General features: G+C 69.9%; 26 protein-coding genes. 13 read left to right on the top strand and 13 right to left on the bottom strand.

Annotated features, from left to right (window positions below):
- Positions 1-153: 153 nt before the first annotated feature.
- Positions 154-1,989, top strand: a complete 1,836-nt coding sequence (locus tag E3O44_RS05410; protein WP_134533312.1) for an AMP-dependent synthetase/ligase — start codon at positions 154-156, stop codon at positions 1,987-1,989.
- 7 nt (positions 1,990-1,996) lie between these two features.
- On the opposite strand, the gene def is transcribed toward E3O44_RS05410, so the two are convergent.
- The 3 genes from def to E3O44_RS05395 form a co-directional block, all read right to left on the bottom strand.
- Entirely contained in the window at positions 1,997-2,488 is a 492-nt protein-coding gene (gene def, locus E3O44_RS05405; protein WP_134533310.1) for a peptide deformylase, read from the bottom strand.
- Positions 2,489-2,539: 51 nt separating this feature from the next.
- Positions 2,540-3,904, bottom strand: a complete 1,365-nt coding sequence (locus E3O44_RS05400; RefSeq protein WP_241976084.1) for a MinD/ParA family ATP-binding protein — start codon at positions 3,902-3,904, stop codon at positions 2,540-2,542.
- An 89-nt stretch (positions 3,905-3,993) separates the two neighbouring features.
- A complete protein-coding gene (locus E3O44_RS05395; RefSeq protein WP_134533308.1) occupies positions 3,994-7,398 on the bottom strand; it encodes a pyruvate carboxylase in 3,405 nt (1,134 codons plus the stop codon).
- 77 nt (positions 7,399-7,475) lie between these two features.
- On the opposite strand from E3O44_RS05395, the gene E3O44_RS05390 reads away from it, so the two are divergent.
- Entirely contained in the window at positions 7,476-8,282 is an 807-nt protein-coding gene (locus E3O44_RS05390) for a ParA family protein (protein ID WP_134533306.1), read from the top strand.
- Positions 8,283-8,418: 136 nt separating this feature from the next.
- Here the strand turns inward: E3O44_RS05390 and E3O44_RS05385 are convergent, their stop codons facing one another.
- From E3O44_RS05385 to ku, 5 genes are all read right to left on the bottom strand, one after another.
- A complete protein-coding gene (locus tag E3O44_RS05385) occupies positions 8,419-8,970 on the bottom strand; it encodes a MerR family transcriptional regulator (RefSeq protein ID WP_134533305.1) in 552 nt (183 codons plus the stop codon).
- A 172-nt stretch (positions 8,971-9,142) separates the two neighbouring features.
- On the bottom strand, positions 9,143-9,841 hold the full coding sequence (gene ftsR, locus E3O44_RS05380) for a transcriptional regulator FtsR (protein WP_134533303.1): 699 nt from the start codon (positions 9,839-9,841) through the stop codon (positions 9,143-9,145).
- Positions 9,841-10,254 (bottom strand): FHA domain-containing protein, encoded by a 414-nt coding sequence (locus E3O44_RS05375; RefSeq protein WP_134533712.1) that lies wholly within the window; start codon positions 10,252-10,254, stop codon positions 9,841-9,843. The genes ftsR and E3O44_RS05375 overlap by 1 nt, the downstream gene beginning before the upstream one ends.
- A gap of 86 nt (positions 10,255-10,340) precedes the next feature.
- Positions 10,341-10,958, bottom strand: a complete 618-nt coding sequence (locus E3O44_RS05370; protein ID WP_134533301.1) for a CDP-alcohol phosphatidyltransferase family protein — start codon at positions 10,956-10,958, stop codon at positions 10,341-10,343.
- Between the two features lie 28 nt (positions 10,959-10,986).
- A complete protein-coding gene (gene ku / locus E3O44_RS05365) occupies positions 10,987-11,850 on the bottom strand; it encodes a non-homologous end joining protein Ku (RefSeq protein WP_134533299.1) in 864 nt (287 codons plus the stop codon).
- 115 nt (positions 11,851-11,965) lie between these two features.
- Here ku and E3O44_RS05360 point away from each other — a divergent pair, with 115 nt between their 5' ends.
- Positions 11,966-14,608 (top strand): ATP-dependent DNA ligase, encoded by a 2,643-nt coding sequence (locus tag E3O44_RS05360; RefSeq protein WP_134533297.1) that lies wholly within the window; start codon positions 11,966-11,968, stop codon positions 14,606-14,608.
- A gap of 64 nt (positions 14,609-14,672) precedes the next feature.
- Here the strand turns inward: E3O44_RS05360 and E3O44_RS05355 are convergent, their stop codons facing one another.
- Positions 14,673-15,209: a hypothetical protein gene (locus E3O44_RS05355; protein WP_134533295.1), complete on the bottom strand. Its 537-nt coding sequence runs from the start codon at positions 15,207-15,209 to the stop codon at positions 14,673-14,675.
- 83 nt (positions 15,210-15,292) lie between these two features.
- Here E3O44_RS05355 and E3O44_RS05350 point away from each other — a divergent pair, with 83 nt between their 5' ends.
- A complete protein-coding gene (locus E3O44_RS05350; RefSeq protein ID WP_134533293.1) occupies positions 15,293-16,156 on the top strand; it encodes a DUF1295 domain-containing protein in 864 nt (287 codons plus the stop codon).
- Complete coding sequence (locus tag E3O44_RS05345) at positions 16,156-16,623, top strand: nitroreductase/quinone reductase family protein (RefSeq protein ID WP_198415875.1); 468 nt, start codon at positions 16,156-16,158, stop codon at positions 16,621-16,623. Before E3O44_RS05350 ends, E3O44_RS05345 begins: the two co-directional genes overlap by 1 nt.
- A 10-nt stretch (positions 16,624-16,633) precedes the next feature.
- On the opposite strand, the gene E3O44_RS05340 is transcribed toward E3O44_RS05345, so the two are convergent.
- From E3O44_RS05340 to E3O44_RS05330, 3 genes are all read right to left on the bottom strand, one after another.
- Positions 16,634-17,248: an NUDIX domain-containing protein gene (locus E3O44_RS05340; RefSeq protein WP_241976077.1), complete on the bottom strand. Its 615-nt coding sequence runs from the start codon at positions 17,246-17,248 to the stop codon at positions 16,634-16,636.
- 79 nt (positions 17,249-17,327) lie between these two features.
- The gene (locus E3O44_RS05335; protein ID WP_134533291.1) at positions 17,328-17,855 is read right to left on the bottom strand and encodes an adenine phosphoribosyltransferase; all 528 of its coding nucleotides are present in this window, start codon (positions 17,853-17,855) and stop codon (positions 17,328-17,330) included.
- 9 nt (positions 17,856-17,864) lie between these two features.
- Positions 17,865-18,497 (bottom strand): MarR family winged helix-turn-helix transcriptional regulator, encoded by a 633-nt coding sequence (locus E3O44_RS05330; protein WP_134533289.1) that lies wholly within the window; start codon positions 18,495-18,497, stop codon positions 17,865-17,867.
- 80 nt (positions 18,498-18,577) lie between these two features.
- Here E3O44_RS05330 and idi point away from each other — a divergent pair, with 80 nt between their 5' ends.
- From idi to E3O44_RS05290, 8 genes are read left to right on the top strand one after another with little or no spacing between them, the layout of a single operon-like run.
- Complete coding sequence (gene idi, locus E3O44_RS05325; RefSeq protein WP_134533287.1) at positions 18,578-19,114, top strand: isopentenyl-diphosphate Delta-isomerase; 537 nt, start codon at positions 18,578-18,580, stop codon at positions 19,112-19,114.
- Positions 19,107-20,153, top strand: coding sequence for a polyprenyl synthetase family protein (locus E3O44_RS05320; RefSeq protein WP_134533286.1), 1,047 nt, complete (start codon positions 19,107-19,109; stop codon positions 20,151-20,153). Before idi ends, E3O44_RS05320 begins: the two co-directional genes overlap by 8 nt.
- Entirely contained in the window at positions 20,150-21,199 is a 1,050-nt protein-coding gene (locus tag E3O44_RS05315; RefSeq protein WP_134533284.1) for a phytoene/squalene synthase family protein, read from the top strand. The genes E3O44_RS05320 and E3O44_RS05315 overlap by 4 nt, the downstream gene beginning before the upstream one ends.
- Entirely contained in the window at positions 21,196-22,938 is a 1,743-nt protein-coding gene (crtI, locus tag E3O44_RS05310) for a phytoene desaturase family protein (protein WP_134533282.1), read from the top strand. The genes E3O44_RS05315 and crtI overlap by 4 nt, the downstream gene beginning before the upstream one ends.
- Positions 22,935-23,258 carry a lycopene cyclase domain-containing protein gene (locus E3O44_RS05305; RefSeq protein ID WP_134533280.1) on the top strand — a complete coding sequence of 108 codons (324 nt, stop codon included), beginning with the start codon at positions 22,935-22,937 and terminating at the stop codon, positions 23,256-23,258. The genes crtI and E3O44_RS05305 overlap by 4 nt, the downstream gene beginning before the upstream one ends.
- Positions 23,255-23,758 carry a lycopene cyclase domain-containing protein gene (locus tag E3O44_RS19835; protein WP_134533279.1) on the top strand — a complete coding sequence of 168 codons (504 nt, stop codon included), beginning with the start codon at positions 23,255-23,257 and terminating at the stop codon, positions 23,756-23,758. Before E3O44_RS05305 ends, E3O44_RS19835 begins: the two co-directional genes overlap by 4 nt.
- Entirely contained in the window at positions 23,755-24,648 is an 894-nt protein-coding gene (locus E3O44_RS05295; protein WP_134533277.1) for a prenyltransferase, read from the top strand. Before E3O44_RS19835 ends, E3O44_RS05295 begins: the two co-directional genes overlap by 4 nt.
- 53 nt (positions 24,649-24,701) lie before the next feature.
- Entirely contained in the window at positions 24,702-25,109 is a 408-nt protein-coding gene (locus E3O44_RS05290) for an RNA-binding S4 domain-containing protein (RefSeq protein ID WP_134533275.1), read from the top strand.
- 41 nt (positions 25,110-25,150) lie between these two features.
- Here the strand turns inward: E3O44_RS05290 and E3O44_RS19140 are convergent.
- Positions 25,151-26,066, bottom strand: a 916-nt coding sequence (locus tag E3O44_RS19140) for a phytoene desaturase family protein (RefSeq protein WP_166792553.1), incomplete at its 5' end; no start/stop codon positions are given.

The following is a 26,066-nucleotide window of genomic DNA, read 5'->3' as shown; positions in this document are numbered from 1 at the left end:
TCCATAGTCTCGGGCATCCGCCCAGCTCAGCACACAATTATGCTGAGGCGTCCCTCTAGAGTGTACTGAGCCGCGGCGCTGCGAGTCGAAACGACTGCTCCGCATGTCGCCCGGCTAGAGTGTGCACATCCGCCCGGTACCAGAGGAGTTGCCGTGAAACAGTTCGATATGCCCGCAGTCGTCCCAGCCGACCCAGGGGCGAACATCACCGATCTCCTCGTGGATCGCCTCGCCGCCACCCCGGATTCCGTGCTGTTCTCGGTTCCCCGCGGTGCCGGTTGGGCCCCCGTGACGACCTCCGAATTCCACCGTCAGGTCGTGAGCCTCGCCAAGGGGCTCGTCGCAGCAGGCATCGAGCCCGGCGACAAGATCGGCCTGATGTGCAAGACCCGCTACGAGTGGACCCTCATCGACTTCGCGACCTGGTTCGCCGGCGCCGTCCTGGTCCCGGTCTACGAGACCAGCTCTCCGACCCAGATGCAGTGGATCCTCGGCGATTCCGGCGCCTCCGCCGTGATCCTCGAGACCGCGGACCACTTCGCCAAGTTCGACGAGGTGCACCCCGACCTCCCGGACATCGGAACCGTCTGGCAGATCGACCTCGGCGACCTCGCGAAGATCGTCGCGGGAGGCGTGGACGTTCCGGATGCCGAGATCGAGCGCCGTCGTCGCCTCGCGACCGGCGCCGACATCGCGACCCTGATCTACACGGCGGGGACCACCGGCCGGCCCAAGGGTTGCGTGCTCACGCACTCGAACTTCGTCGAGACCTCGCGAAACGCGGGGATCGCCCTCTCGGGCGTCCTCAACCACGAGGACGGCGCATCCACCCTGCTGTTCATCACGACCGCGCACGTCTTCGCCCGGTTCATCGCGGTGCTGTGCGTGCACGGGAACGTGCGGGTCGGGCACCAGCCGGACACCCGGCAGCTGCTGCCCGCGCTCGCGTCGTTCAAGCCCACGTTCCTGCTCGCGGTGCCGCGGGTGTTCGAGAAGGTCTACAACTCAGCGGAGCAGAAGGCGGAGGCCGCCGGTCGCGGCAAGATCTTCGAGGCCGCCGCGCACCTCGCGGTCAAGCACTCGAAGGCCCTCGCAGAGGGAACCCCGGTGAGCCTCTCGATGAAGATCCGGTTCGCGATCTTCGACCGGCTCGTCTACAGCAAGCTCCGCACGGCCATGGGCGGCAAGGTGCGCTACGCCGTCTCCGGCTCCGCCCCGCTCGGCGAGTTCCTCGGCCACTTCTACCACAGCCTCGGCATCAAGATCCTCGAGGGCTACGGCCTCACCGAGACCACGGCACCCGCCACGGTCGGCCGCACCGACCAGTTCAAGGTCGGCACCGTCGGCCCGCCCCTTCCCGGTGTTTCGATCCGCATCATGGACGACGGCGAGATCGAGGTCAAGGGCGTCAACGTCTTCAAGGAGTACTGGCACAACCCCGAGGCGACCCAGGCCGCCTTCGACGACGGCTGGTTCCGCACCGGCGACATCGGCGACTTCGACGCCGACGGTTTCGTCACGATCACGGCCCGCAAGAAGGAGATCATCGTGACCGCGGGCGGCAAGAACGTCGCGCCGGCCGCGCTCGAGGACCCGATCCGCTCCAACCCCCTCGTCGGCCAGGTCATCGTCGTCGGCGACCGCAAGCCGTTCATCGCGGCGCTCGTCACGCTCGACCCCGACATGCTCGCGGTCTGGCTGCACAACAACGGCGAGGATGCCTCGATGTCGATCGCCGAGGCGGCGCTCAACCCGGCGGTGCTCGCCGAGGTGCAGCGCGCCATCGACCACGCCAACTCGCACGTGTCGCGGGCGGAGTCCATCCGCAAATTCGTGATCCTCACCGTCGAGCTCACCGAGGACAACGGCTATCTCACGCCCAAACTCAGCATCAAGCGCGACGTGATCCTGCGGGACTTCGCCGCGACGATCGAGGGCATGTACCAGGGCGTGCCCGTCGTCACCGAGCAGAACCCGGTGGTGCGCTGACGGTCGGTCAGAACCAGTCGGACTCGCGGATCTCCTTCATGGCCGCCCGGCGGTTCTCCTTGTCGAGTTTGTCGATGTAGAGGAAACCGTCGAGGTGGTCGGTCTCGTGCTGCAGGGCCTGGGCCATCAGCCCGTCTCCGGCGAGCTCGACGGGTTCACCGGCGAGGTCTATCCCGGTGACCCGGGCGAACGGGTAGCGCTTGGTCGGGTACCACAGGCCGGGGACGGACAGGCAGCCCTCCTCGACGAGGGCGGGTTCCCCGGAGACCTCGACGACGACGGGGTTCAGGATGTACCCGATCACGCCGTCGACGTTGTAGCTGAACGCGCGCAGGTTCACGCCGATCTGGGCTGCGGCGACCCCGGCGCGGCCCGGCAGGCGCACGCTGTCGAGAAGGTCGACGACGAGCCGGGTGACCCGGTCGTCGATGGTCTCGATCGGCGCGGACACGGTCTTCAGCACGGGATCTCCGAAGAGACGGATCTGGCGCTCAGGCACAGGAAAACTCCAAGTCAGTTGGTGCGGGCAAGTCGGTTGGTCTATGGTGTGTCACGCGCCGCGGTGCGCGGGAAGGCCCTCGACCACGAGAGCGGCGAGGGTGCGCGCGGCGAGCCGGGTGATCGGCTTGAGGTCCGCCCACGAGATGACGCTCCCCGCCGCGAGCTGCGGGTCGTAGGGGATGCGCACGATCTCGCGGACCCTCGACCGGAAGTGCGACTCGATCTCCTCGAGCTTCACGAGGTTGGTGCCCTGGGTGGCGGTGTTGAGCGCGACGATCGAGTTGCGGACGAGGTCGCCGTAGCCGTTGGCGTCGAGCCAAGTCAGGGTCTCGGACGCGAGGCGGGCTTCGTCGACGCTGCCGCCGGAGACCACCACGATCGAGTCTGCACGCTGCAGCGTCGCCCGCATCACGGAGTGCACGATCCCGGTGCCGCAATCGGTGAGCATGATCGAGTAGTACCGGGCCGCGAGGTCGGCGACGACGTTGTAGTCGTCCTCGTCGAAGGCTTCGGACAGCAGCGGGTCGGTGTCGGAGGCGAGGATGTCGAGCCGGGTCGCGTCACGGGACACGAGCGAGGAGAAGTCGGTGAAGCCGCCGATGGACGCGGCCTTCGTGACGACGTCCCGCACGGTCGACCTGGTCTGCTTGCTGACCCGTTCGGAGAGGGTGCCGCGGTCGGGGTTGGCGTCGACGGCGATGATGCGGTCTTCGCGCGCGTCGGCGAGGGCCATCCCGAGCAGGGCGGTGACCGTGGTCTTGCCGACCCCGCCCTTGCGGGTGAGGATCGGCACGAACCGGGTGCCGCCGTCGAACTCCTTGCGGATCAGGGCGTCCATGTCCTTGTGCGCGCGGATCTTCGCCGAGTCGCCGAGGTTGACGAGGTGCAGGGTCACGGCGTAGACGAAGGCGTTCCAGCCGCCGTGGGGCGGCGGCTGGGTGCGGCGATTGACCGCGAGCAGGCGTTCGGACGTGAGCATGGACGCCGATTCGGGGAGGACGGCGCCATCCGGGCGCAGGCGTTCCCTGCGGGACTGCGCCGCGGCATCCGCCGGAGCGGCCTGGGCGGGGCCGGAGAGCGACTGCACGGCCCCGGCCGCGGCGGCGCCGAGGCGCTCGCCCCTGTCGGCGCGGTCGTTCCGGGTGGCACGGTCTCCCGCCGCCACGCGGATGCCCGGCCCGGTGTTGATCTCGACGGTGTGGGTCGCGGGGCGGGCGGCGTCGCTCCCGCCTGCGGGGCTGCCGCTCCCGATCGCCGTCGTCGCGAGGGGTGCCGCAGCGAGCCCCGCGGGGAGCGCGGCGGCCAGGTTGTCGATCGTGTGCGGCGGCAGCTCGCTGTTGTACTCGTCACCGGGCTGCGCGTCTCCGCCGCCCGTCGAAGAGATCCCGGTGTCCGTGCGCTTTTCCGGCACCACAGTCCGTCCCTTCGTCGTGAAAAAATCGGCCCGGCCTGGGCCCCCGACCGGGCGGCGCCACTGTGGGTGCCGACCGATCGACCTTCAGCCTAGCGCGGGCGCACAACCACGAGCAGGTCGCCCGCGTCCACCTGCTGCGTCTTGGGGATCGCCACGCGCTCGACGACACCGGCGATCGGAGAGGTGATGGCCGCCTCCATCTTCATCGCCTCGATGGATGCGACGGTCTGGCCGGCCTCGACGGTCGCGCCCTCCTCGACCTGCAGAGTGACCACCCCGGAGAAGGGAGCCGCCACCTGGCCCGGCCGGTTCGCATCCGCTTTCTCTGCGGCCTTCGTGCTCACGGTGATGCCGCGGTCGCGTACGAACACGGGGCGCAGCTGGCCGTTGAGCGTGGTCATGACGGTGCGCATGCCCTTGTCGTCTGCCTCGCCGATGGCCTCGAGGCCGACGTAGAGGCGAACGCCCTTGTCGATCTCGACCGAGTGTTCGATGCCCTGCTGCAGCCCGTTGAGGTAGTCGACGGTGTCAACGACGGAGAGGTCGCCGAACAGCTCGCGAATCTGCTCGAACTGGCGGGTCGGGCCGGGGAAGAGCAACTGGTTGAGCATCGAGCGCCGGGTCAGGCTGTCACCGTCGAGCGCTTCGCGTTCCGGCGCGGTCAGCTCGGTGACGCCGATGTGGATGCTGCGCCCGGCGAGCACCTTGCTGCGGAAGGGCTCCGGCCAGCCGCCGGGCAGGTCGCCCAGTTCGCCGGCCATGAAGCCGATCACGGAGTCCGGCACGTCGTAGTTTCCGGGGTTCGCCGCGAAGTCGGCCGGGTCGGCCCGGACGGCGGCGAGGTAGAGGGCGAGGTCGCCGACGACCTTGGACGAGGGTGTGACCTTGGGAACGCGGCCCAGGATCTGGTTCGCGGCGGCGTACATGTCCTCGATGAGCTCGAAGTCGTCGGCGAGGCCGAGGGCGACGGCCTGGGTGCGGAGGTTGGAGAGCTGGCCTCCGGGGATCTCGTGGCTGTAGACCCGGCCGGTCGGGGCGCGGAGTCCCGATTCGAAGGGGTGGTAGACGCGGCGCACGTCTTCCCAGTACGGTTCGAGGTCGCAGACGGCCTTGAGCGAGATGCCGGTGTCGCGCTCGGTGTGGGCCAGCGCCGCGACGAGCGAGGACGCCGACGGCTGGCTCGTGGTGCCGGCCATCGGTGCGCTCGCGACGTCGACGGCGTCGGCTCCGGCGCGCGCGGCGGCGAGCAGGGTCGCGAGCTGGCCGCCGGGAGTGTCGTGGGTGTGGACGTGCACGGGGAGGGGGAAACGTTCGCGGAGCGCGCCGACGAGCTTCTCGGCGGCGGCGGGGCGGAGCAGCCCCGCCATGTCCTTGATCGCGATGATGTGCGCGCCGCTGTCGACGATCTGCTCCGCGAGGCGCAGGTAGTAGTCGAGCGTGTAGAGGTCTTCCGCGGGGTCGAGCAGGTCGCCGGTGTAGCAGAGTGCCACCTCGGCGATGCTCGTGCCGGTGCCGAGGACGGCGTCGATCGCCGGGCGCATCTGGGTGACGTCGTTGAGGGCGTCGAAGATCCGGAAGATGTCGACGCCCGTGTCGGACGCCTCACGCACGAAGGCGTCGGTGACCTCGGTCGGGTACGGCGTGTAGCCGACCGTGTTCCGGCCGCGAAGCAGCATCTGCACGTTGATGTTGGGGAGCGCGGCACGCAGGGCCGCGAGCCGCTCCCACGGGTCCTCGCCGAGGAAGCGCAGCGCGACGTCGTAGGTCGCGCCGCCCCAGGCCTCGATCGAGAGGAGCTCCGGCGTCATCCGGGCGACGTACGGCGCGACGGCGACGAGGTCCCGCGTGCGCACCCGGGTCGCCAGGAGCGACTGGTGGGCGTCGCGGAACGTGGTGTCCGTCACGGCGAGTGCGGTCTGGGCGCGGAGTTCCGCGGCGAAACCGGCCGGGCCGAGCAGCTGCAGCCGCTGGCGGGAGCCGGCGGGGGCCGGGATCGCGAGGTCGAGCTTCGGAAGCTTCTCCGCCGGGTTCAGCAGCGTGATCGGGACCCCATTGGGCTTGTTGACGGTGACGTCGGCGAGCCAGTTCAGGATCTTCGTTCCGCGGTCCTTGGAGACGCGGGCGCGGAGCAGTTCCGGGCGCTCGTCGATGAAGGAGGTGCTGAGGTCGCCGGCAGCGAAGCCCGGGTCTTCCAGCACGGCCTGGAGGAAGGCGACGTTCGTGGAGACGCCGCGGATGCGGAACTCGGCCAGTGCCCGCTTCGAGCGCGTGACGGCCGCGGTGAAGTCGCGACCGCGGCAGGTGAGCTTCGCGAGCATCGAGTCGAAGTGCGGGCTGATCTGCGCGCCGGGGTTGATCGTTCCGCCGTCGAGGCGGATGCCTGCCCCACCGGGTGAGCGATAGGTCGTGATCTTCCCGGTGTCCGGCCGGAATCCCATGGTCGGGTCTTCCGTGGTGATGCGGCACTGGAGCGCCGCGCCGCGCAGGTGGATCTGGTCCTGGAGCAGTCCGAGTTCCGCGAGGGTCTCCCCCGCGGCAATACGGATCTGGGCGACGACGAGGTCGACGTCTGTGACCTCTTCCGTCACGGTGTGCTCGACCTGGATCCGCGGGTTCATCTCGATGAAGACGTGCTGGCCCGCGCGCTCCCCGACGGTGTCGAGCAGGAACTCGACGGTGCCCGCGTTGACGTAACCGATGGAGCGGGCGAATGCGACGGCATCCGCGTAAAGACGGGTCCGGATCTTGTCGCTGAGGTTCGGCGCTGGCGCGATCTCGATGACCTTCTGGTGGCGGCGCTGCACGGAGCAGTCCCGCTCGAAGAGGTGCACGGTCTCGCCGGTCGAGTCGGCGAGGATCTGGACCTCGATGTGCCGGGGACGGAGCACGGCCTGCTCGAGGAACATGGTCGAGTCGCCGAAGGCACTGTTGGCCTCGCGCATGGCCTCCTCGAGGGAGCCGCGCAGGTCGTCCATGCTTGCGACGCGGCGCATGCCGCGCCCGCCTCCGCCGGCGACGGCCTTCGCGAAGATCGGGAAGCCGATGTCCGCAGCGGCGGCCATGAGTTCGTCGAGGTCCTTCGAGGGGGCGCTCGACTTGAGCACGGGGACGCCGGCGGCGATCGCGTGTTCCTTGGCGGTGACCTTGTTGCCGGCCATTTCGAGCACGTGCTCGCCGGGGCCGATGAAGGTGATACCGGCCTCACGGGCGGCGAGTGCGAGCTCCGGGTTCTCGGAAAGGAAGCCGTAGCCGGGGTAAATGGCGTCGGCGCCGCTCTCGACGGCGACCCGGATGATCTCGCTCACGGTCAGGTAGGCGCGGACCGGGTGCCCGGGTTCGCCGATCTGGTACGCCTCGTCTGCCTTCAGGCGGTGCAGGGAATTCCGGTCTTCGAACGGATAGACGGCGACGGTCTTCGCGCCGAGCTCATACGCTGCACGAAACGCGCGAATCGCGATTTCTCCGCGGTTGGCAACAAGAATTTTCGTGAACATGCAGACCTTTCAGGAGGCGACGGGCACACAGCTGGCGGTTAGGTTCTCTAAGACTAGTGAAGGTAACGTATCTACTTGTGCACGTACTAAGCGTTAGCTCCCTCAAGGGAGGAGTAGGCAAGACCACAGTGACCCTGGGTCTGGCTTCTGCTGCCTTCGCCCGCGGCGTACGGACCCTGGTCGTCGATATCGACCCGCAATCGGACGTGTCGACCGGCATGGACATCGAGGTCGCCGGCCACCTGAACATCGCCGACGTCCTCGCCTCCCCCAAGGAGAAGATAGTCCGCGCCGCCATCGTTCCGAGCGGTTGGACCCGCGGCCAGCAGGGCACGATCGACGTCATGATCGGCAGCCCGTCCGCCATCAACTTCGACGGGCCGCACCCGAGCATCCGGGACATCTGGAAGCTCGAAGAGGCCCTCTCCACGGTCGAGAAGGACTACGACCTGGTCCTCATCGACTGCGCTCCCTCCCTCAACGCCCTGACCAGGACCGCGTGGGCGGCGAGCGACCGCGTCGCCGTCGTCACCGAGCCCGGTCTGTTCTCCGTCGCCGCCGCCGACCGCGCCCTGCGCGCGATCGAGGAGATCCGCCGCGGCCTCAGCCCGCGCCTGCAGCCGCTCGGCATCATCGTGAACCGGGCCAGGATCGCCTCCCTCGAGCACCAGTTCCGGATCAAGGAACTGCGGGACATGTTCGGCCCGCTCGTGCTGAGCCCCCAGCTGCCGGAGCGCACGTCGCTGCAGCAGGCGCAGGGCGCCGCGAAGCCGCTGCACACCTGGCCGGGCGACAGCGCGCAGGAAATGGCCCGCTACTTCGACCAGCTGCTCGAACGCATCCTCCGCACCGCGCGCATCGGCGAGTACGCGGAGCAGCGCTAGCCTCCTCAGGCCCTCTCGGCTCCCCCAGTCCGGGGCGTTGTCCGACGCTCGAGGGCGGACGAAACACCGTCCCAGGCAACACGAAGGCGCTTCTTCCGCGCCTCAACGCGAACGAGCGGATGCTCCGGCTCGGGAGCTAGGAGACCTTGCGGGACAGCCGACGCACGGCCAGCTCGTCCGAGGGATCGGAGGGCTGCGAGTCGAGCTCGACGAGGGTCGTCTCCACCTCGCGCAGGACCTTGCCGACGGCGATTCCGAAGACGCCCTGGCCACGGCTGACAAGATCGATGACTTCGTCGTTGGAGGTGCAGAGATAGACGCTCGCGCCGTCGCTCATCAGCGTGGTCTGGGCGAGGTCGCTGACCCCGGACTCGCGCAGCTGGTTGACGGCCGTACGGATCTGCTGGAGGGAGATGCCGGTGTCGAGAAGGCGTTTGACGAGCTTGAGCACGAGGATGTCGCGGAAGCCGTAGAGCCGCTGGGTGCCGGAGCCGGTCGCGCCGCGCACCGTCGGTTCGACGAGTTCGGTACGGGCCCAGTAGTCCAGCTGGCGGTAGGTGATGCCGGCGGCTCTGGCAGCAACGGCGCCCCGGTACCCGGAATTCTCATCGAGGTCGGGCATGCCGTCGGTGAACAGGAGTCCGTCACCGTAGCGGGAGGCGTCGTCACGCTTGCTGAGCTCGCTCATACGATCGCCTCTCGGAATGGGGTGCGGTACGAACCGCAGGTGCAACGCTACCGAGCCAAGTGGGCCTCGGTGCGGACATCCGCTCGAACACGTCGGCGTGTCGTCAGGGACGATATCGGTGAGGCGCGATCGGATCAGATTCGGTCCGGCGGCACCTCCAGCAGTCTACGGCTTAACTGGTGAGGCGGCCGAGCGCCGAACGGATCAGGCTGCCCCGGATCACCTCGAAATTGCCGGCGATTTCGACGGCCATTTCCGCGGCCTTCGCCCGGCTCGACGCGTCCCTGCGTCGGGACAGCGGCACCAGGGCGCTCTCGATCAGCCCCAGTTCCCGTTCTGCCGCGCCGCGGAAGCCGCGCAGGTGCCTCGGTTCGATCCCGCTGTGCTGAAGCTCGACAAGGGCACGCAGCACTCCGAGCGCCTCGTCACCGTAGACATCCGCGGGAAGAATGATCGAGGCGGACACGGCGTCGTGCAACAGGGCGGCGGATGCCCCGGCCTCGCGGATGAGTTCGTCGCGGCTGAGGCGCCGTTCGGTCGACAGCATCGACGGACCCGGGGTGACTCCCCCGGGCAGCGTCGGCGAGTTGCCGGCGTCGAGGTCGTCGAGGTAGCCGCGGATGACCTTGAGCGGAAGGTACAGGTCGCGCTGCATCGAGAGGATGAGGCGGAGCCGGTCGAGGTCGCTCGCGCAGAACTTGCGGTAGCCGGATTCGGTGCGCGCGGGAGAGACGAGCCGCTGCTCCTCGAGGAAGCGCAGCTTCGACGGGGTGAGGTCGGGGAAATCCGGGGTCAGGCGAGCGAGCACCTGTCCGATGCTCAACAGCGACGTCGCACCCGGCTGCCTGGCCTGGGCGGAGGACGCTGCCACTACTCGCTCGCCTGTGGCGCCAGATCGAGTCGCGAGGCGTAGAACGTGAGCCGGAACTTGCCGACCTGAACTTCATCCCTGTCGTGGAGCGCGGCGGTTTCGATGCGCACTCCCTCGAAATAGGTGCCGTTCAGGGAGACGAGGTCCTTGACCTCGAACGAGGTTCCGTGGCGGAGGAACTCGGCGTGCCTGCGGGACACGGTCACGTCGTCGAGGAAGATGTCCGCGTGCGGGTGCCGGCCGACGGTCGTCACGTCGGCGTCGAGCAGGAACCGGGCGCCCGAATTCGGACCACGGCGGACAACGAGCAGAGCGGACCCGGAGGGCAGGGCAGAGATCGCTTCCAGCTCCTCTGCCGTCACGTCGTTGTCGACCGCCGCCAGCTGGGCCGCGAAGCCCTGACTGAACGTCATCGTCGTGTCGGTACCGGAGTATTCTTCGGGCGCGGTCTTACGCTGGCTCTCATCTGGCTTTTTGGAATCAATCACCGGTGCACCTCCTACCCGTCAATCGTATCCGATCGAATGGGCGCAATAACCCGCGGAAGCCGAATCACCCGGGCAGTCTCGAAAGCGTAGATGATTCCGGCCCACCAATAGAGGAACGCACCCCAGATTCCGAAGGCCCAGCCGATCGGAAGAGACCACCAGCCGAGCATGGGGAACGCCTGGCCGAGCATGATCAACGGCAGGGCGTAGAAGAGACAGAACGTCGCGGCCTTGCCGAGCAGGTTGACCGGGAGCGGCCCGTAGCCGTGGTTCGCGAGGACGATGCCGAGGCCGAGGAGAAAGACGTCCCTGCCGATCACGATGAGCACGATCCACCACGGCACGAGGTCACGCCAGGCCAGGCCGAGGAGGGCCGCGAAGATGTAGAGCCGGTCGGCAGCGGGATCGAGCAGCTGGCCGAGCCGGGTGATCTGATTGAAGCGCCGCGCGATCACGCCGTCGAGGTAGTCAGTGAGACTCGCCACGAGGAGCACCAGCAGGGCCCAGGCGTCCGCACCGCGGACGAGCAGGACGAGGAAGACCGGAACGAGGGCGAGCCGGAGGGCGCTCAAGACGTTCGGCAGGGTCAGAACCCTGGAACTGACGATCGGTACTTCGGCCGCTGCCATTGTGCGAGTCTATCGAGGTGCCCGGCCGCTAAGGAATGCGGCGTTTCGCCGGCCGCGCCGTGTCCTCGCCGTCTGCCGCGGTCTCGCCCTTCCCCCCGGCCCGGCTGCGCTCGACACTGCGTTTCAGTGCCTCCATCAGGTCGAGGACCTCCCCGCCTGCGGACTCCTCCTCCGCGGACTCCCCCGCCTCCCCGGCCTCGGCCGCCTCGACGGTCTCGCCGGCGGCCAGTTTGGCCTCGATCAGGTCCCTGAGCTGGTCCTGGTAGTCGTCTCGGTAGTCCTGCGGGGTGAAATCGGAGGCAAAGGACTCGACGAGCGCCGCCGAGAGTTCGAGCTCCTGCCGCGAGATCTTCGTCGTCTCGGCCAGGGCGGGAAAGTCGACCTCTCGCACCTCGTCGCTCCAGAGCAGCGCCTGCAGGAGCAGCACGTCACCGTGCACCCGGAGCGCGCCGAGGCGGGTCTTCTGGCGGAGGGCGAACCGCACGATCGCGGTGCGGTCGCTCGCCTCGAGCGCCCGCCGCAGCAGGACGTACGCCTTGGGCGATGCACCGTCCGGCTCGAGGTAGTAGCTCTTCTCGAACAGCATCGGGTCGAGCTGCTCGCTCGGCACGAACTCGACGACGTCGATCTCCCTGCTCTTCTCCGCCGGCAGTCTGCGGAGCTCCTCCTCGGTGAGGACGACCGTGTTCTCCCCGTCGTCGTACGCCTTGTCGATGTGGGCGTAGTCGACGATCCGGCCGCACCGGGAGCACCGCCGCTGGTAGCGGATGCGCCCGCCGTCTGCGTCGTGGACCTGGTGCAGCGGAGTGTCATGGTCCTCTGTCGCGCTGTAGACCTTGACGGGCACGTTGACGAGGCCGAAGGTGATGGAGCCCTTCCAGATCGATCTCATGCGAAACAGTAGACACCGCATCCGCCGCCCGTACTAGCCGGACGGGGACTGGACGGGCATGCTGGAAGAACGGCAGCGGGAGGACCTGGCGCGAATCGATCGGAACGGAGACCGGATGAACGAGGCGACGAGCCAGATCGTGTCCGTCGACGGGCACCGGATCACGCTCACGCACCTCGACAAGGTGCTCTACCCCGAGACCGGCACCACCAAGGCGGATGTCCTCGGCTATTACGCCGCGATCGCCGAGGTGCTCGTTCCGCACGCCGCGAACCGTGCGGCGACGCGGAAACGCTGGGTGCACGGGGTCGGCACGCCGGAGAAGCCGGAGAAGCCGGAGAAGATGTTCTTCCAGAAGAACCTCGAGGACTCGGCGCCGAGCTGGGTGCAGCGCCACTCGATCGAGCACACCGACCACACGAACGTGTACCCGCTCGTGAACGACGTGGCGACCCTGACCTGGCTCGGGCAGATGTCGGCGCTCGAGCTCCACGTTCCGCAGTGGCAGTTCGGACGGGACGGCAGCCGGCGCAATCCCGACCGGCTCGTGCTCGACCTCGACCCCGGCGAGGGCGTCACGCTTCCGGACTGCGCCGAGGTGGCCCGGCTCGCCCGCGCCATCCTGCGCGACATGGGACTCGACCCGTTCCCGGTCACGAGCGGGAGCAAGGGCATCCACCTCTATGCGGCCCTCGACCTGACCCACACCTCCGACGAGATCTCCCAGGTCGCGCACGAACTCGCGCGGGCGCTCGAAGCCGACCACCCCGACCTCGTCGTGAGCGACATGAAGAAGTCGATCAGGGGCGGCAAGGTCCTGGTGGACTGGAGCCAGAACAACGCCGCGAAGACCACGATCACGCCGTATTCCCTGCGCGGCACGTTCCGGCCGATGGTCGCGATGCCCCGCACCTGGCGTGAGCTCGCCGAACCTGGTCTCGCCCACCTCGACTACAGGCAGGCGTTGAGCCGGGTCGAGCACAGCGGCGATCCGCTCGCCCCGCTGCTCGGGGCGCACGGTGCGGAGGCACACGGTTCGGGGGCACACGGGACGACGCACGCCGGCGCGGGCGACGCGGACGCGGGCGCCGCCTACCCTGACCCCGGCGACCGGCTGGCCGTCTATCGCAGCAAACGCAGCGCGGCACGCACCCCGGAGCCGGTGCCGGACGCCGGCGCCGCACCCGCGACTGCGCAGACGGACCGGCAGAGCTTCGTGATCCAGGAACACCACGCCAGGAACCTGCACTATGACTTCCGTCTCGAGCACGAGGGCGTGCTCGCATCCTGGGCGCTCCCGCGCGGGGTGCCCACGGACGTGGCGAAGAACCACCTCGCCGTGCGCACCGAGGACCATCCCCTCGAGTACGGCGGGTTCGAAGGCGAGATTCCGGCCGGGGAATACGGTGCGGGCACGGTGTCGATCTGGGATCGTGGCCACTACGACCTAGAGAAGTGGCGGGAGGACGAAGTCATCGCGACACTGCACGGGGAACCGGGCGGGGGCCTCGATGGCTCGCGGCGGTTCGCGCTCATCCGCACGAATGCCCAGGGCCAGGGCTCTCACGACCGCTCGGCCCAGAACTGGCTCATCCACCTGATGAAACCGAAGGCGGGGGCAGGGGCTCGCCGGCGGACCGAGTCCGCCGCGGCGGCCGTGACGGGCGCTCCGACCGCACCGGCGGACGACGGGGCGGCTGCACGTTCTGGTGCGGATTCCGGGCCGGGTGCCGGGGCGGGTGCCGGTACCGGCGGTGCGCCGACAGACCGGCCGGATGCGAGCCCGCGCGGGCGGTACGCACCCATGCTCGCGACGCTCGGGTCTGCCGCCGACCTGGTCGCGGACATCCGCTGGGCGTTCGAACCGAAGTGGGACGGCATCCGTGCACTCGCCTACCTGGCGACGACGGGCACCGAGCGGCCGGTGCACCTCTTCACCCGGGCGGGCAACGAGGTGACGGATGCCTACCCCGAGTTGCTCACGGCCATTCCGGCCGCCGTCCATGCGGCCAGCGCGGTGCTGGACGGGGAGATCGTCGCGCTCGACCGCTCGGGCAGGCCGAACTTCGGCCTGCTGCAGAGCCGGATGCACCTGACCCGTCGCACGGTGGCCGCAGCGGCAGCCGCGACCCCCGTGCAATACCTCGTGTTCGACGTGCTCGAACGCGAGGGGGTCGACCTCAGCCGCACGCCGTACTCGGAACGGCGGGCGATCCTCGAGTCGATCGTTGCGGGCGACGGGGCGGTGCAGCTCTCGCCGGACCTGCCCGGCGACGCGCAGGCGGCCGTGCGGGTGAGCCGCGAGCTCGGTCTCGAGGGCATCGTCGCGAAGGACGCCGACGGTGGATACGAGGGCGGGCGCCGGTCCCGGTCGTGGATCAAGATCAAGCACCACCGGTCGCAGGAGGTGGTGATCGGCGGCTGGCGCACCGGAAACGGCAACCGGTCGCGGTCGCTCGGTTCGCTGCTGCTCGGAATCCCGTCGGCGACGGGCCTCGAGTATGTCGGCAGGGTCGGCACCGGTTTCCGCGACCGGGACCTCGTGGCGTTGCGCGGCCGGCTCGACCGGCTCGCCCAGGCGAAGAACCCGTTCACCGCGGTGCCCGCGGCCGATGTGCGCGATGCGCACTGGGTGCGGCCGGTCCTGGTCGGAGAGGTCGACTACCTCGAGTGGACCGCGGACGGCCGGTTGCGGCATCCGTCGTGGCGGGGCCGGCGCCCGGACAAGACGGCGGCCGAGGTCGTGCGGGAGGCATGACCCGGAGGCGGCGGGCAGCGCCAGAGCGCAGCGCGACCGCCGGGCGGGGTCCGGCTGCCCCGGACTAGAGCGACGTGGTGGGGCGCGGCGGCTTCGGTGCGCGCTGCAGCTTCGGCGTGCGGTGCGGCTTCGGGAATGCCTCGCGCATGTGGTCGGACGAGAGGTAGTCGCCGACGCCGATCATGATGAGGCTGAACAGGATCTGCTCGCTGACCATCCACAAGGGATACAGGCCAGGGATCGCGGCGAGGACGAGCGTGATCACCGGGAAGATCTTGCTGAACAGCCGCAGCCGCAGGTAGGCCCAGTAGAAGCCCTTCTGCGCGCGCCAGGCGAAGTAGAGCAGCGTGAGCGTCATCGCGAGCACGACGAAGGTGCGCATCCAGACCGAGGACGGAATCGCGGTGCCGCCGAGGAACAACACGACCGCGATCACGACCGCGGCAGCGCCGAGGACCAGTTCCGCGGCGAGGAGCCACAGGATCGCGACGAACGCACGGCGCGTCTTGGGGTGCCGGCGCATCTCGGGCGCGATGGTGTATTCGACCGAGCGACCACCGGCGACCCGGTCGAGCCTCAGGAACAACGGCTCCAGTTTCATGATTCCTCCGGGTGTCAACGGTAGCGGGTCGCACGGTCCTGGTCGCACGGGCCGGGCGGCCGCACCGGGCGTACGCTTCGGACATGGACCCGTTCGTCGTCTGCCTCTGGATCATGCTCACCTCCTGCGCCACGGCCTGGATTCTCTCGCTGCTCACCGGCGAATACTCCTGGGTGGACCGGTCCTGGTCTCTGGTGCCGCCGGTCTACGCGTGGGTCTTCGCAGCGGGGTCCGGTTTCGACGACGCGCGCCTCGTGACGATCGCCGTTCTCGTGACCCTGTGGGGTGCGCGGCTGACGTTCAACTTCGCCCGCAAGGGCGGTTACGCCCCCGGCGGGGAGGACTATCGGTGGGCCGTTCTGCGCGGGCGGATGTCGCCGGCCGGGTTCGGACTCTTCAACCTGTTCTTCATCACGATCTACCAGAACGCGATCCTGCTCCTGATCGTGCTGCCCGCCGCGACCGCAGCACTGCACGCCGCGAACCCCTTCGGCCCCGCCGATCTGGGCCTGACCCTCGCCTTCCTGCTGCTGCTCGTCGGCGAAGGGGTCGCCGACCAGCAGCAGTGGGACTTCCACCGGGCGCGGGGACCGCGCGGGGCCGACACGGGCGGTTCTCCGGCAGAGAGTGGGGCCGCGAGACCGGACGTGCTCCGCACCGGGCTGTTCCGCTACTCGCGGCACCCGAACTATTTCTGCGAGCTCGGCCAGTGGTGGGTCGTGTTCCTGTTCGGCGCGGTCGCCGCCGGGAGTCTCCTCCAGTGGTCCGTGCTCGGCGCGGTACTCCTCACCGGGCTGTTCATCGGGTCGACGGTGTTCACCGAGCGGATCTCGGTGTCCCGGCACCCCGGGTACCCGGCCTACCAGCGCGTGACGAGCGCGATCGTGCCGTGGTTCCCGCGCGCGGTCCCCCGGCCGGAGTCCGTCCCCGTGCGGAGGGCGCTGTGATGGGCGCGCAGGCCGACCGGCTTCGCGCGATGTACGCCGGCAGGCGCGGGAACGCCACGGCGAAGCGCTATGCGCGGCTGTGGAACCGGGCGCTGCGCCTCGGGGTGCTGCCGCGGCGCTGGGTCTCCCTCGAGGTCGTCGGCCGCCGCAGCGGGCAGATCACCCGGTTCCCGATCGGGATGGCCGATGTCGCCGGCCGGTGGTACCTCGTCTCGATGCTCGGCGAGTGCAACTGGGTGCGGAACGTGCGCGCGGCGGGCGGCCGTGCGACCCTCCGCCGGAGGACGGCGCGCCCGGTCTGGCTCGTCGAGGTGCCTGCGGAGGAACGCGCGCCGATCCTGAAGCGCTTCGTGAAGAAGGCCCCCGGCGGCCGCCCGCACCTGTCCGTGGACAGGCACGAACCCGTTGCCGCGTTCGAGGCGATCGCCGCGGACCACCCGGTCTTCCGGGTGCTGCCCGCCGTCTGACGCCAGCGGGTCAGGCGCGCGACTGGGGCGAGCGGATGTCCGTGGCCGGGTCGCCGGCATCCGCCCCGTCGAGGCGGGCGCGCAGGGCGGGCCAGCTTTGCGCGAAGCCGGGGTGCAGCGGCAGCTCGTCGACGAGCTCGGTGGGCACCCAGCGGAGCGCGATGCTCTCCCGGTCGCTGATCACGGGCTCGAAGCGTTCGAGGGCGAGCACGACGACCGTGGTGTACGACCAGAAGCCGAGGTCGAGCACCGAGCTGAACTGCACGCTGACGAGCTCGGCGGGCACGCCGGCCTCCTCGTTCGCCTCGCGGAGGGCGGCCTCGAGGGCGGTCTCGTGTTCGTGGCGGGCACCGCCGGGAAGCCCCCAGGTGTCGCCGTTGTGGCTCCACGCGGCGCGGTGCTGCATGAGCACGCCGAGCTCCTCGTGGTGTACGAGCAGCCCCGCGGCGCCGAACCGTCCCCAGAACCTGCGGCCGTCTGGCGCGAAGACCCACTCGTCGCCGTTTCCCGTCATGCTCCAAGCATGCTGCATCGGGTCGCGGATCGCCTCACGGCGTCCAGATTTCGCACCGTGCGGGGCGGAGCGGCGGATGCCGGCGGTCGCGGAGAGTGGTGCGTCCGGCATCCGCTGCCGCCGCTGCGGTTTCGGCAGGGCGCGCCCGCCGTTTCGGGAGCGGCCTGCCGAAACAGGCGCGGCGACGGTCCTAGAGGGCGACGATGGTGTGCAGCGGGGTGGTGCCGAGGCGGTCGCGGCCGAGGAGCTCGGTGAGCTCGAGCACGACGCCGACGCCGGTCAGCCGATAGCCGGCTCGCCGGACGAGCCGGGACGTCGCCGCGATCGTTCCGCCGGTCGCGAGCACGTCGTCGAGGACGAGCACGCGGGATCCCTCGGGCAGCTGGCCGATCTCGAGTTCGAGGCACGCCGAACCGTATTCGAGGTCGTAGTTCTCCGAGAGAACGGAGCCGGGCAGCTTGCCGCCCTTGCGCACGGCGAGCACGGATGCCCCCGCCGCGTACCCGACCGCCGCTGCGAGCAGGAAACCCCGCGCTTCGATTCCCGCGACCGCGTCGAACTGACCGTGGAATCGCTCGGCGAGTTCGTCGATGATCGTACGGAAGGCCACGGCGTCGGCGAACACGGGATTGAGGTCACGGAAGAGAATGCCCGTCTCCGGGAAGTCCTGATAGGACGCGAGGAGGGCGGTCACATGGTCGGCTGCTGGTGTTGGCACCGGTCAAGCCTAGGCGGTCCCGTGCCGCCGAGCCGCTTCCGCCCCCCGGTCCGGGGCGGCATCGTTCGCGAGCTCCGGATTCGATGCCGGGACCGATGCCGGGAACCGCTCGACAACGGACATCGCGTCTGCGACGTTGACGAGGAAGCGGATCACGGCGCGGCGCTCGGCGGGATCGAGTTCTTCCGCTGCCGCGAACATGCGCCCGTGCACCGCGCCGAGCGCCCTGCGCACCTCGCTGCGGGCGGACGGAGTGGCATAGATGAGTTGCACGCGCCCGTCGACGGCGTGCGCCTCGCGCCGGATGTGCCCGGTCCGGGACAGGCGCGCGAGCAGTTTCGCCGTCGCTGCGGTCGAGATGCCCAGATAGGCGCTGAGGTCCTTCGGGCTCACGGGGGTATGCCGGGCCTCCCCCTGGATCAGGTGCCGGATGGCGAGGAGGTCTGTCTCGTTGACGGCGAGCTGCGCCTGGGCGCGCTGGCGCATCGCGGCATCCGCCGCGCGGAACTCCCGGAGCGCGGCGAGAACGTCGCGCGGACTGGTCTCGCCCGGTGCGCTCGACGCACCGCGTGACGCGGGCACCGGCCAGAAGGTCGGCTCCGGCGACGGCGACAGCGACGGAGAAGTGGCTCGTTCGGGCATTGCTCCATGCTAGCCTCACATTTAGCTAACTTGGTTAGCGACTTTTACGGGTAAGGTGACGGGAAGATCAGGAGGCGGCGATGCAGGATGTGGACCAGAGGGTCGAACTCGTCGTGCTGGTCGACGAAGCGGGGCGCTCGATCGGAACGGCGCCCAAGCTCACGATGCACGACGCGGATACCGCGCTGCACCTCGCCTTCTCCGTGTATGTCTTCAACGCGCGCGGCGAGGTGCTCATCACCCGGCGTGCCCTGAGCAAGCGCACCTGGCCGGGCGTCTGGACGAACTCGTTCTGTGGGCACCCGCTTCCCGGTGAGTCGCAGCGGGACGCCATCGACCGGCGCGGCCGGTTCGAGCTCGGCCTCGACCTCGATGACCTCTTCGTGACCCTGCCGCTGTTCCGCTACCGGGCGACGGATGCGAGTGGCGTCGTCGAAAACGAAATCTGCCCGGTCTACCGGGCGACAGCACACACCGACCCCAGCCCCAACCCGGACGAGGTCGCCGAATACGTCTGGACCGACCCCGCAACCCTGCGCGCGAGCGCACTCTCCAGTCCCTGGGCGTTCAGCCCGTGGATGGTGCTCCAACTGAAGGAGTTGAGATTCGATGCCTGAGATCGCACACGTCGAGGTAGAGACCGAACTGCAGCGCTTCTTCGCCGCGGCCCGACTGCGGGCGAGCGACTACGGACATCACTACGTGGCCCTCTGGGACGCTCTCGAGCATGCGAGCAGCGGCGGCAAGCGGGTGCGACCCGCGCTCGTGCTTGCCGCGTACTCCGGTCTCGGCGGGAAAGACATGTCCCTCGCGGTCCCCCTCGCCGTGAGCTTCGAGCTGCTGCACACCGCCTTCGTGATCCACGACGACGTCATCGACCGCGACCTGCACCGACGCGGCGTCGCGAATGTCGCCGGACGCTTCACCGAACGCGCTCTCGCACACGGAGCAGACGACACCCAGACCGGCGCCTGGGCGACCACCGCCGCCATCCTCGCCGGCGATCTCGCATTGAGCGAGGCCCACCGCGCACTCGCCCTGCTGCCGCTCGATCGCGAGCAGCGCGGTCGGCTGCTCGACCTGCTCGACCGGGCGGTCTTCGTGTCGGCCGCGGGCGAACTGGCGGATGTGACCAATACCGTCTCGAAGCATCCGTTGTCGGTCGAGGACGTGACGTCGACCCTCGAACAGAAGACCGCCGTCTACTCGTTCGAGGCTCCCCTGATGGCCGGCGCCGTGCTCGCGGAGGCGAGCGCAGAGGCGATCGACGTGCTCGGACGCTTCGGCCGGCTCGTCGGCGTCGCCTTCCAGCTGACCGATGACATCCTCGGCGTGTTCGGCGACCCGGGCCGCACCGGGAAGAGCGTGCTCACCGACCTGCGTGAGGGCAAGCAGACCGCACTGATCTCATACGCAGGCGCCACGAGCCTCTGGCCCGCGATCGCCCCCTTCGTCGGCAAGAACGACCTCACCGAGGACGAGGCCGGGGAGGCACGCGCGCTCCTCCGTGAGTGCGGCGCGCTGCAGTCCACGGACGAACTCGCTATCGACCATGCCCGCCGGGCCGTCGAGGCCCTCGACACTCCCGCGATCCCGGACGTCCTCCGGAACACCCTGACCCAGCTCGCCGACACGTCTGTGAACCGCACCCGATGACCGACACCCGGCGCGCAGCGCCCACATCGCCCAAATCGCCCACACCGCCCGCACGTCCGGACGCGTCCCGCACACAGGCCACGTCCGGTACCACTGGCGCAGCCGGCAGCGCCGACGCCGCCAGCAGCGCCAGCGCCAGCAGCGCCGGCGCGTCCGGCCGTCCGACCGCGGCGACCGGTGCCCAGCTCGAGAAGTACACCGCGGCGGCCCTCGCGAGTGCCGCGCAGGTCATCGGCGTCTACTCGACGTCGTTCGGCCTCGCCTGCCGCCTGCTCGGGCCCAGGGAACGCAGCCAGGTCACCTCGATCTACGCGCTCGTGCGCGTCGCGGACGAGATCGTCGACGGCGCCGCCAGCCAGGCGGGACTCCCGACGGCCGCCCAGCGCACGGCACTCGACGAGCTCGAGGCGGAGACCCTGCGGGCCATCGACACCGGATTCAGCACCAACCTCATCGTGCACGCCTTCGCAGACACCGCTCGAGCGACCGGCATCGACGCCCGGCTCACGGCGCCGTTCTTCGCCTCGATGCGGCGCGACCTCGACTCGGCCCCCTTCGACGCCGCCGGCATCGCCGAGTACATCTACGGTTCTGCCGAGGTCGTCGGGCTGATGTGCCTACGCTCGTTCCTGCAGCAAACCGAACGTTCCGACGCCGAACTGCGGATGCTGTCGGCCGGCTCCCGCAGCCTCGGCGCGGCCTTCCAGAAGGTCAACTTCCTCCGCGACATCGCGGCGGACCGGGACGACCTCGGACGCAACTACTTCCCGGGGGTCAACCTGCTCACCATGACCGATGCTGAAAAGAACCTCCTCCTCGACGACATGGACGCTGACCTCGACGCCGCAGCGCGGGCGCTGCCGCTGCTCCCGCTCGGGAGCCGGCGCGCCGTCGCGACTGCGCACGGCCTGTTCGCGAGCCTCGCGGTCAAACTCCGTGAGACCCCCGCGCGTGCGCTCCTGTCCACCCGGGTGCGGGTGTCGAATCCGGAGAAAGTCATGATCGCCCTCGGTGCGGCACTCGGACCAGGAGCGTGGAAGAAATGACCCCGCACTCCGCAGGACAGGCCCCCGGCCACACCGGTGGCCACACGATCGTGATCGGGGGCGGCATCGCCGGCCTCGCAAGCGCAGCGCTCCTCGCCCGCGACGGCCACCGGGTCACCCTGCTCGAGGCCGGCGACACGCTCGGCGGGCGGGCGGGCACGTGGACGGAACAGGGCTTCCGGTTCGAGACCGGGCCGTCCTGGTACCTGATGCCGGGCGTCTTCGACCATTTCTTCCGACTGTTCGGCACGAGCTCGGCCGAGCAGTTCGGGCTTCGCCGCCTTGACCCCGGCTACCGGGTCTACTTCGAGGACACTCCGGACCCGATCGACATCCGTGCGGAACGCGCAGACAACATCGCCCTCTTCGAGAGCATCGAACCCGGGGCGGGGGCCGCTCTCGACCGGTATCTGGACTCCGCGGAGGACACCTACCGGATGGCCGTGAGCCGCTTCCTCTACACGAGCTTCCAGTCCTTCCGGCCGCTGCTCGTGCGCGACGTGCTCACCCGGCTCGGCAGGCTGGCCCGGTTGCTCCTGCAACCGCTCGACCGGTTCGTCGCCGGCTACGTGAAAGACCCCCGGCTGCGGCAGGTGCTCGGCTACCCCGCCGTGTTCCTCGGCTCCTCACCGGACCAGACACCGTCGATGTACCACTTGATGAGCCACCTCGACCTCGCCGACGGCGTGCTCTATCCCCAGGGCGGCTTCACCCGATTGATCGAGAGCATCGCGGACCTGGCCAGGGCCGAGGGCGTCGAGGTCATCACGGGTGCGCGGGTCACGTCCATCACGACCACGCCGGGGACCGGGCCGGGCGCGGCCCGGCGACTGCGGGCATCCGTCGCCGGCGTCAGCTACGTCGACCGGGCCGGAACCACCGTTCGGCTCGCCGCCGACCGGGTGGTCTCGGCCGCAGACCTGCACCACACCGAGACCGAGCTTCTTCCCGAGACGCTGCAGAGCTACCCGGAGTCCTGGTGGCAGCGCCGGGTGTCCGGGCCGGGCGCCGTGCTCGTTCTGCTCGGCGTGCGCGGCGAACTGCCGAAACTGGAGCACCACACCCTCCTGTTCACCCGGGACTGGGGCGAGAACTTCGGCCGCATCTTCGGGAAGAACCCGAGCGTCGCCTCGCCGGCGTCCTTCTACGTCTGCATGCCGAGCGCGACCGACCCCGGCGTCGCTCCGGAGGGCTCCTCGAACCTGTTCCTGCTCGTCCCGATCCCGGCAGACCCCGGCCTCGGCCACGGCGGCGTCGACGGCGCGGGCTCCCCCGCCATCGAGGCGATCGCCGACGACGCGATCGGCCAACTCGCGGACTGGGCGGGCATCCCCGACCTCGCCGACCGGATCGTCGTCCGACGCACGATCGGGCCCGGCGACTTCGCCGACGACCTCAATTCCTGGCGCGGCGGGGCACTCGGCCCCGCGCACACCCTCAAGCAGAGCGCGTTCTTCCGCGGCTCGAACGCCTCCTCGAAGGTCGACGGCCTCTACTACGCCGGCGGAACAACGATTCCCGGGATCGGGCTGCCGATGTGCCTGATCAGCGCCGAGATCCTCCTGAAGAGGATGCGCTCGGACACGAGCACCGGACCGCTCGCGGAGCCCCTGCCCCGGCGCGGGACGGTGCCGGTTCCGGTGCGGGTGACGGTGCCGTTGCACCCGGCGAACGAACGGGGCGCCGGGACCGCCGGGACATCCGGTGCCGCCGGGACCGGCGCGCCGAGCGAGCCATGAGCCTCGCGTACCTCCTGATCCTGATCGTCTCGCTCGGCGCCATGGTTCTGCTCGACCGGCGGTTCCGGCTGTTCTTCTGGCTCGATGCCCGCAGGGCCACGGCCGTTCTCGCGATCGGCGTGGTCTTCCTGCTGCTCTGGGACCTGAGCGGAATCGGCCTGGGCATCTTCTACCGGGGCGAGACCGAGCTGATGACCGGCGTGCAACTCGCGCCGGAGCTGCCGCTCGAGGAACTCCTCTTCCTCACCTTCCTCTGCTACCTCACGATGAACGCGGTGCACGGCACCGAGCGGATGCTGCACCGTGGGCGGCGCACATGAGTTACGTCCTGCTCGACCTGATGTTCCTCGGCTGCGCCCTCCTCGTCACGTTCGCGGCCGTGCTGCTGCGGCGGCAGCAGCTGTCGCGCCAGAACGTCTGGGCGGTCGCCGTCGCCCTGCTCTGCGTCCTGATCCTCACCGCGGTCTTCGACAACGTCATGATCGGGGTCGGCCTCGTCGCCTATGACCCCGGACGCATCACGGGATTCCGGGTCGGCCTCGCGCCGATCGAGGACTTCGCCTATCCCATCGCCGTCGCGCTGCTCCTCCCGGCGCTCTGGACGCTCCTCCCCGCCCGGAGGGCCCCCGGCTGGAACCCCGACGGGCACCCGCAGCACACCGGCAGCGCCTCGGGCGTCGGCTCCGGAGAGAATGGCTCCGCAGAGAATATGGACGTCGACACAGGCACGAGCCCGGGCAGCGGCCCTAACCTGAATACGACCACGACCACGAGCCCAGGCTCGCACCCGCGCTCGGCGACGTCCGGAGGGAACCGATGAGCAGCATCCGCACGACGACGCTCTGGAAGACCAGGCAGGTGCTGCTGTCGTCGCGGCCGCTCAGCTGGATCAACACCGCGTACCCGTTCGCCGCTGCCTACATCGTGACGACCGGGCGGGTGGACGCGCTGCTCGTCGTCGGCACGCTGTTCTTCCTGATCCCGTACAACCTGCTGATGTACGGCATCAACGACGTGTTCGACTACGAGTCCGACCTGCGCAACCCGCGGAAGGGCGGCGTCGAGGGCGCGATGCTCGACCCGGCCCTGCACCGCACGGTGCTGCTGTCCGGGATCGTGACGGCGGTGCCCGTGCTCGGCGCGATGCTCGTGCTCGCCGGAACCGGGCATCCGCTGTCGTGGCTGGTGCTCGCGGTGAGCCTCTTCGCCGTTGCCGCATACTCCGTGCCGGTACTCCGGTTCAAGGAACGCCCGGTCGTCGACTCCGTGACCTCGAGCACGCACTTCGTGAGCCCGGCGGTCTACGGGCTCGTCGTGGCCGGCGCGGTTTGGACGCCGGGCCTGGTCGCGGTGCTCGCCGCCTTCTTCCTCTGGGGCATGGCCAGCCACGCCTTCGGCGCCGTGCAGGACGTCGTGCCGGACCGGGAGGGCGGGATCTCCTCGATCGCGACCGCACTCGGCGCAGCCAGGACGGTGCGCCTCGCGATCGGCTGCTGGGCCGCGGCCGGGCTGCTGATGCTCGCGACCGGCTGGCCCGGACTGCTCGGAGCCGTGCTCGCTGTGCCGTACGTCGCGGCCGCGTGGCCGTTCCGGTCGGTGAGCGACGCACGCGCCGAAACCGCCAACGCCGGCTGGAAGCGCTTCCTCTGGCTGAACTTCTTCTCGGGCTTCTGCGTCACGATGCTGCTGATCGCCTGGGTCCTGATCTGAGGCAGGCGCGGCACCGGCATCCGCTCGCCCGCGCGTGGTCGTAGAGTCTAGGGATGGACCCCCTGACGACGGCGCGCGTGGACAGCTGGGCGTGGGCCGTGCGGATGTTCAAGACCCGGTCGCTCGCGACGGCCGCGTGCCGGGCCGGACACGTCAGGGTGAACGGCGAACGGGCGAAGTCGGCGCAGCCGGTGCACATCGGCGACGAGGTGCGCGTGCGGTCGAGCGGGTTCGACCGGGTGCTCGTGGTCTCGAAGATCGTGAACAAGCGGGTCGGCGCGCTCGTCGCCGCCGAATGCTACGTGGATAAGACCCCGCCGCCCCCGCCGCGGGAGGAGGTCGCGCTCGTCCCGATGCGGGACCGCGGCGCCGGACGCCCGACCAAGCGGGAACGCCGCGACATCGACAAGCTGCGTGCGACCGAACGGCTCGACCCCGCGGACTGGCCGGAGAACGACTGAGCCTCCCCCGTGTCGGAAGCCCAAGAACTCCGTCGAATTCGTCAGGGGGCGAGGTCGGGGAGCTCGCGGATTCCGAAGTGCTCGCGCAGGGCGAGGGTGGCGGCGAACCACCCGTTCATGCCGTGCACGGCGGGGCCGGGCGGCGTCGACGCCGAGCAGAGGTAGAGCCCGGGCACGGGCGTGCGCCACGGCCGGGTCGACACCACCGGCCGCCTGACGAGCTGGCCCAGGGTGACCGCGCCGCCGAGGATGTCGCCGCCGATCAGGTTCGGATTTCCCGCGGCGAGCTCGGCGGGCGAGTGGCTCGCGGTGGCGAGGATCGTGTCGCGGAATCCCGGCGCGAAGCGTTCGATCTCGCGCACGATCGCGAGGACCGGGTCGGCGCCCCAACCGGCCGGAACGTGGGTGTACGCCCACAGCACGGCCTTCCCGGCCGGTGCCCGGCTGGCGTCGAGCACGCTCGGCTGGGCGAGCAGCAGAAACGGATGCCGTGGCGGGCGTCCCCGGGACACCAGCCGTTCGGCGCGTTCGACCTCGACCCTGCTGCCGCCGAGGTGCACGGTCGGCGCGAGGTGGAGGCTCGGGTTCGTCCAGGGCACCGGGCCGGAGAGCGCGAAGTCGACCTTGGCGATGCCGGTGCCGTAGCGGTAGCGGCGGAGCGCACGGCGGTACCCGTCCGGTAGCGCGGGACCGGCGAAACGGTCGAGGAAGACGGTCGAGGTGTCGAGCAGGGTGACCCTGGCCGGGTCGAGGTCGCCGGGCCCGCGCACCTCGGCGTTCAGGCGCAGCGTGCCGCCGTGGGCGAGCAGGTCGGCGACGAGCGCGTCGGCGATCGCCTGTGCGCCTCCGACCGGGTAGCCCCAGCCGGCGGCGTGTGCCTCCGCCGCGAGGAGCAGCCCGGCGCCCGCCTGCGCGAGTGCGGGCTGGCGGCCGGGAGCGTGCGCCGCCACCCCGGAG

Source organism: Cryobacterium algoricola (assembly GCF_004402485.1).
Taxonomy (GTDB): domain Bacteria; phylum Actinomycetota; class Actinomycetes; order Actinomycetales; family Microbacteriaceae; genus Cryobacterium; species Cryobacterium algoricola.
This window is presented reverse-complemented; position numbering and strand designations above follow the sequence as displayed.

What these genes read in the sequence shown, in the direction of transcription:
- E3O44_RS05395 (WP_134533308.1), bottom strand. Translation starts at nt 7,398, where the DNA reads ATGTTCACGAAAATTCTTGTTGCCAACCGCGGAGAAATCGCGATTCGC.
- E3O44_RS05385 (WP_134533305.1), bottom strand. Translation starts at nt 8,970, where the DNA reads ATGAGCGAGCTCAGCAAGCGTGACGACGCCTCCCGCTACGGTGACGGA.
- E3O44_RS05375 (WP_134533712.1), bottom strand. Translation starts at nt 10,254, where the DNA reads ATGACGTTCAGTCAGGGCTTCGCGGCCCAGCTGGCGGCGGTCGACAAC.
- E3O44_RS05370 (WP_134533301.1), bottom strand. Translation starts at nt 10,958, where the DNA reads ATGGCAGCGGCCGAAGTACCGATCGTCAGTTCCAGGGTTCTGACCCTG.
- ku (WP_134533299.1), bottom strand. Translation starts at nt 11,850, where the DNA reads ATGAGATCGATCTGGAAGGGCTCCATCACCTTCGGCCTCGTCAACGTG.
- E3O44_RS05360 (WP_134533297.1), top strand. Translation starts at nt 11,966, where the DNA reads ATGAACGAGGCGACGAGCCAGATCGTGTCCGTCGACGGGCACCGGATC.
- E3O44_RS05355 (WP_134533295.1), bottom strand. Translation starts at nt 15,209, where the DNA reads ATGAAACTGGAGCCGTTGTTCCTGAGGCTCGACCGGGTCGCCGGTGGT.
- E3O44_RS05350 (WP_134533293.1), top strand. Translation starts at nt 15,293, where the DNA reads ATGGACCCGTTCGTCGTCTGCCTCTGGATCATGCTCACCTCCTGCGCC.
- E3O44_RS05345 (WP_198415875.1), top strand. Translation starts at nt 16,156, where the DNA reads ATGGGCGCGCAGGCCGACCGGCTTCGCGCGATGTACGCCGGCAGGCGC.
- E3O44_RS05340 (WP_241976077.1), bottom strand. Translation starts at nt 17,248, where the DNA reads ATGCCGGACGCACCACTCTCCGCGACCGCCGGCATCCGCCGCTCCGCC.
- E3O44_RS05330 (WP_134533289.1), bottom strand. Translation starts at nt 18,497, where the DNA reads ATGCCCGAACGAGCCACTTCTCCGTCGCTGTCGCCGTCGCCGGAGCCG.
- idi (WP_134533287.1), top strand. Translation starts at nt 18,578, where the DNA reads ATGCAGGATGTGGACCAGAGGGTCGAACTCGTCGTGCTGGTCGACGAA.
- E3O44_RS05320 (WP_134533286.1), top strand. Translation starts at nt 19,107, where the DNA reads ATGCCTGAGATCGCACACGTCGAGGTAGAGACCGAACTGCAGCGCTTC.
- E3O44_RS05315 (WP_134533284.1), top strand. Translation starts at nt 20,150, where the DNA reads ATGACCGACACCCGGCGCGCAGCGCCCACATCGCCCAAATCGCCCACA.
- crtI (WP_134533282.1), top strand. Translation starts at nt 21,196, where the DNA reads ATGACCCCGCACTCCGCAGGACAGGCCCCCGGCCACACCGGTGGCCAC.
- E3O44_RS05305 (WP_134533280.1), top strand. Translation starts at nt 22,935, where the DNA reads ATGAGCCTCGCGTACCTCCTGATCCTGATCGTCTCGCTCGGCGCCATG.
- E3O44_RS19835 (WP_134533279.1), top strand. Translation starts at nt 23,255, where the DNA reads ATGAGTTACGTCCTGCTCGACCTGATGTTCCTCGGCTGCGCCCTCCTC.
- E3O44_RS05295 (WP_134533277.1), top strand. Translation starts at nt 23,755, where the DNA reads ATGAGCAGCATCCGCACGACGACGCTCTGGAAGACCAGGCAGGTGCTG.
- E3O44_RS05290 (WP_134533275.1), top strand. Translation starts at nt 24,702, where the DNA reads ATGGACCCCCTGACGACGGCGCGCGTGGACAGCTGGGCGTGGGCCGTG.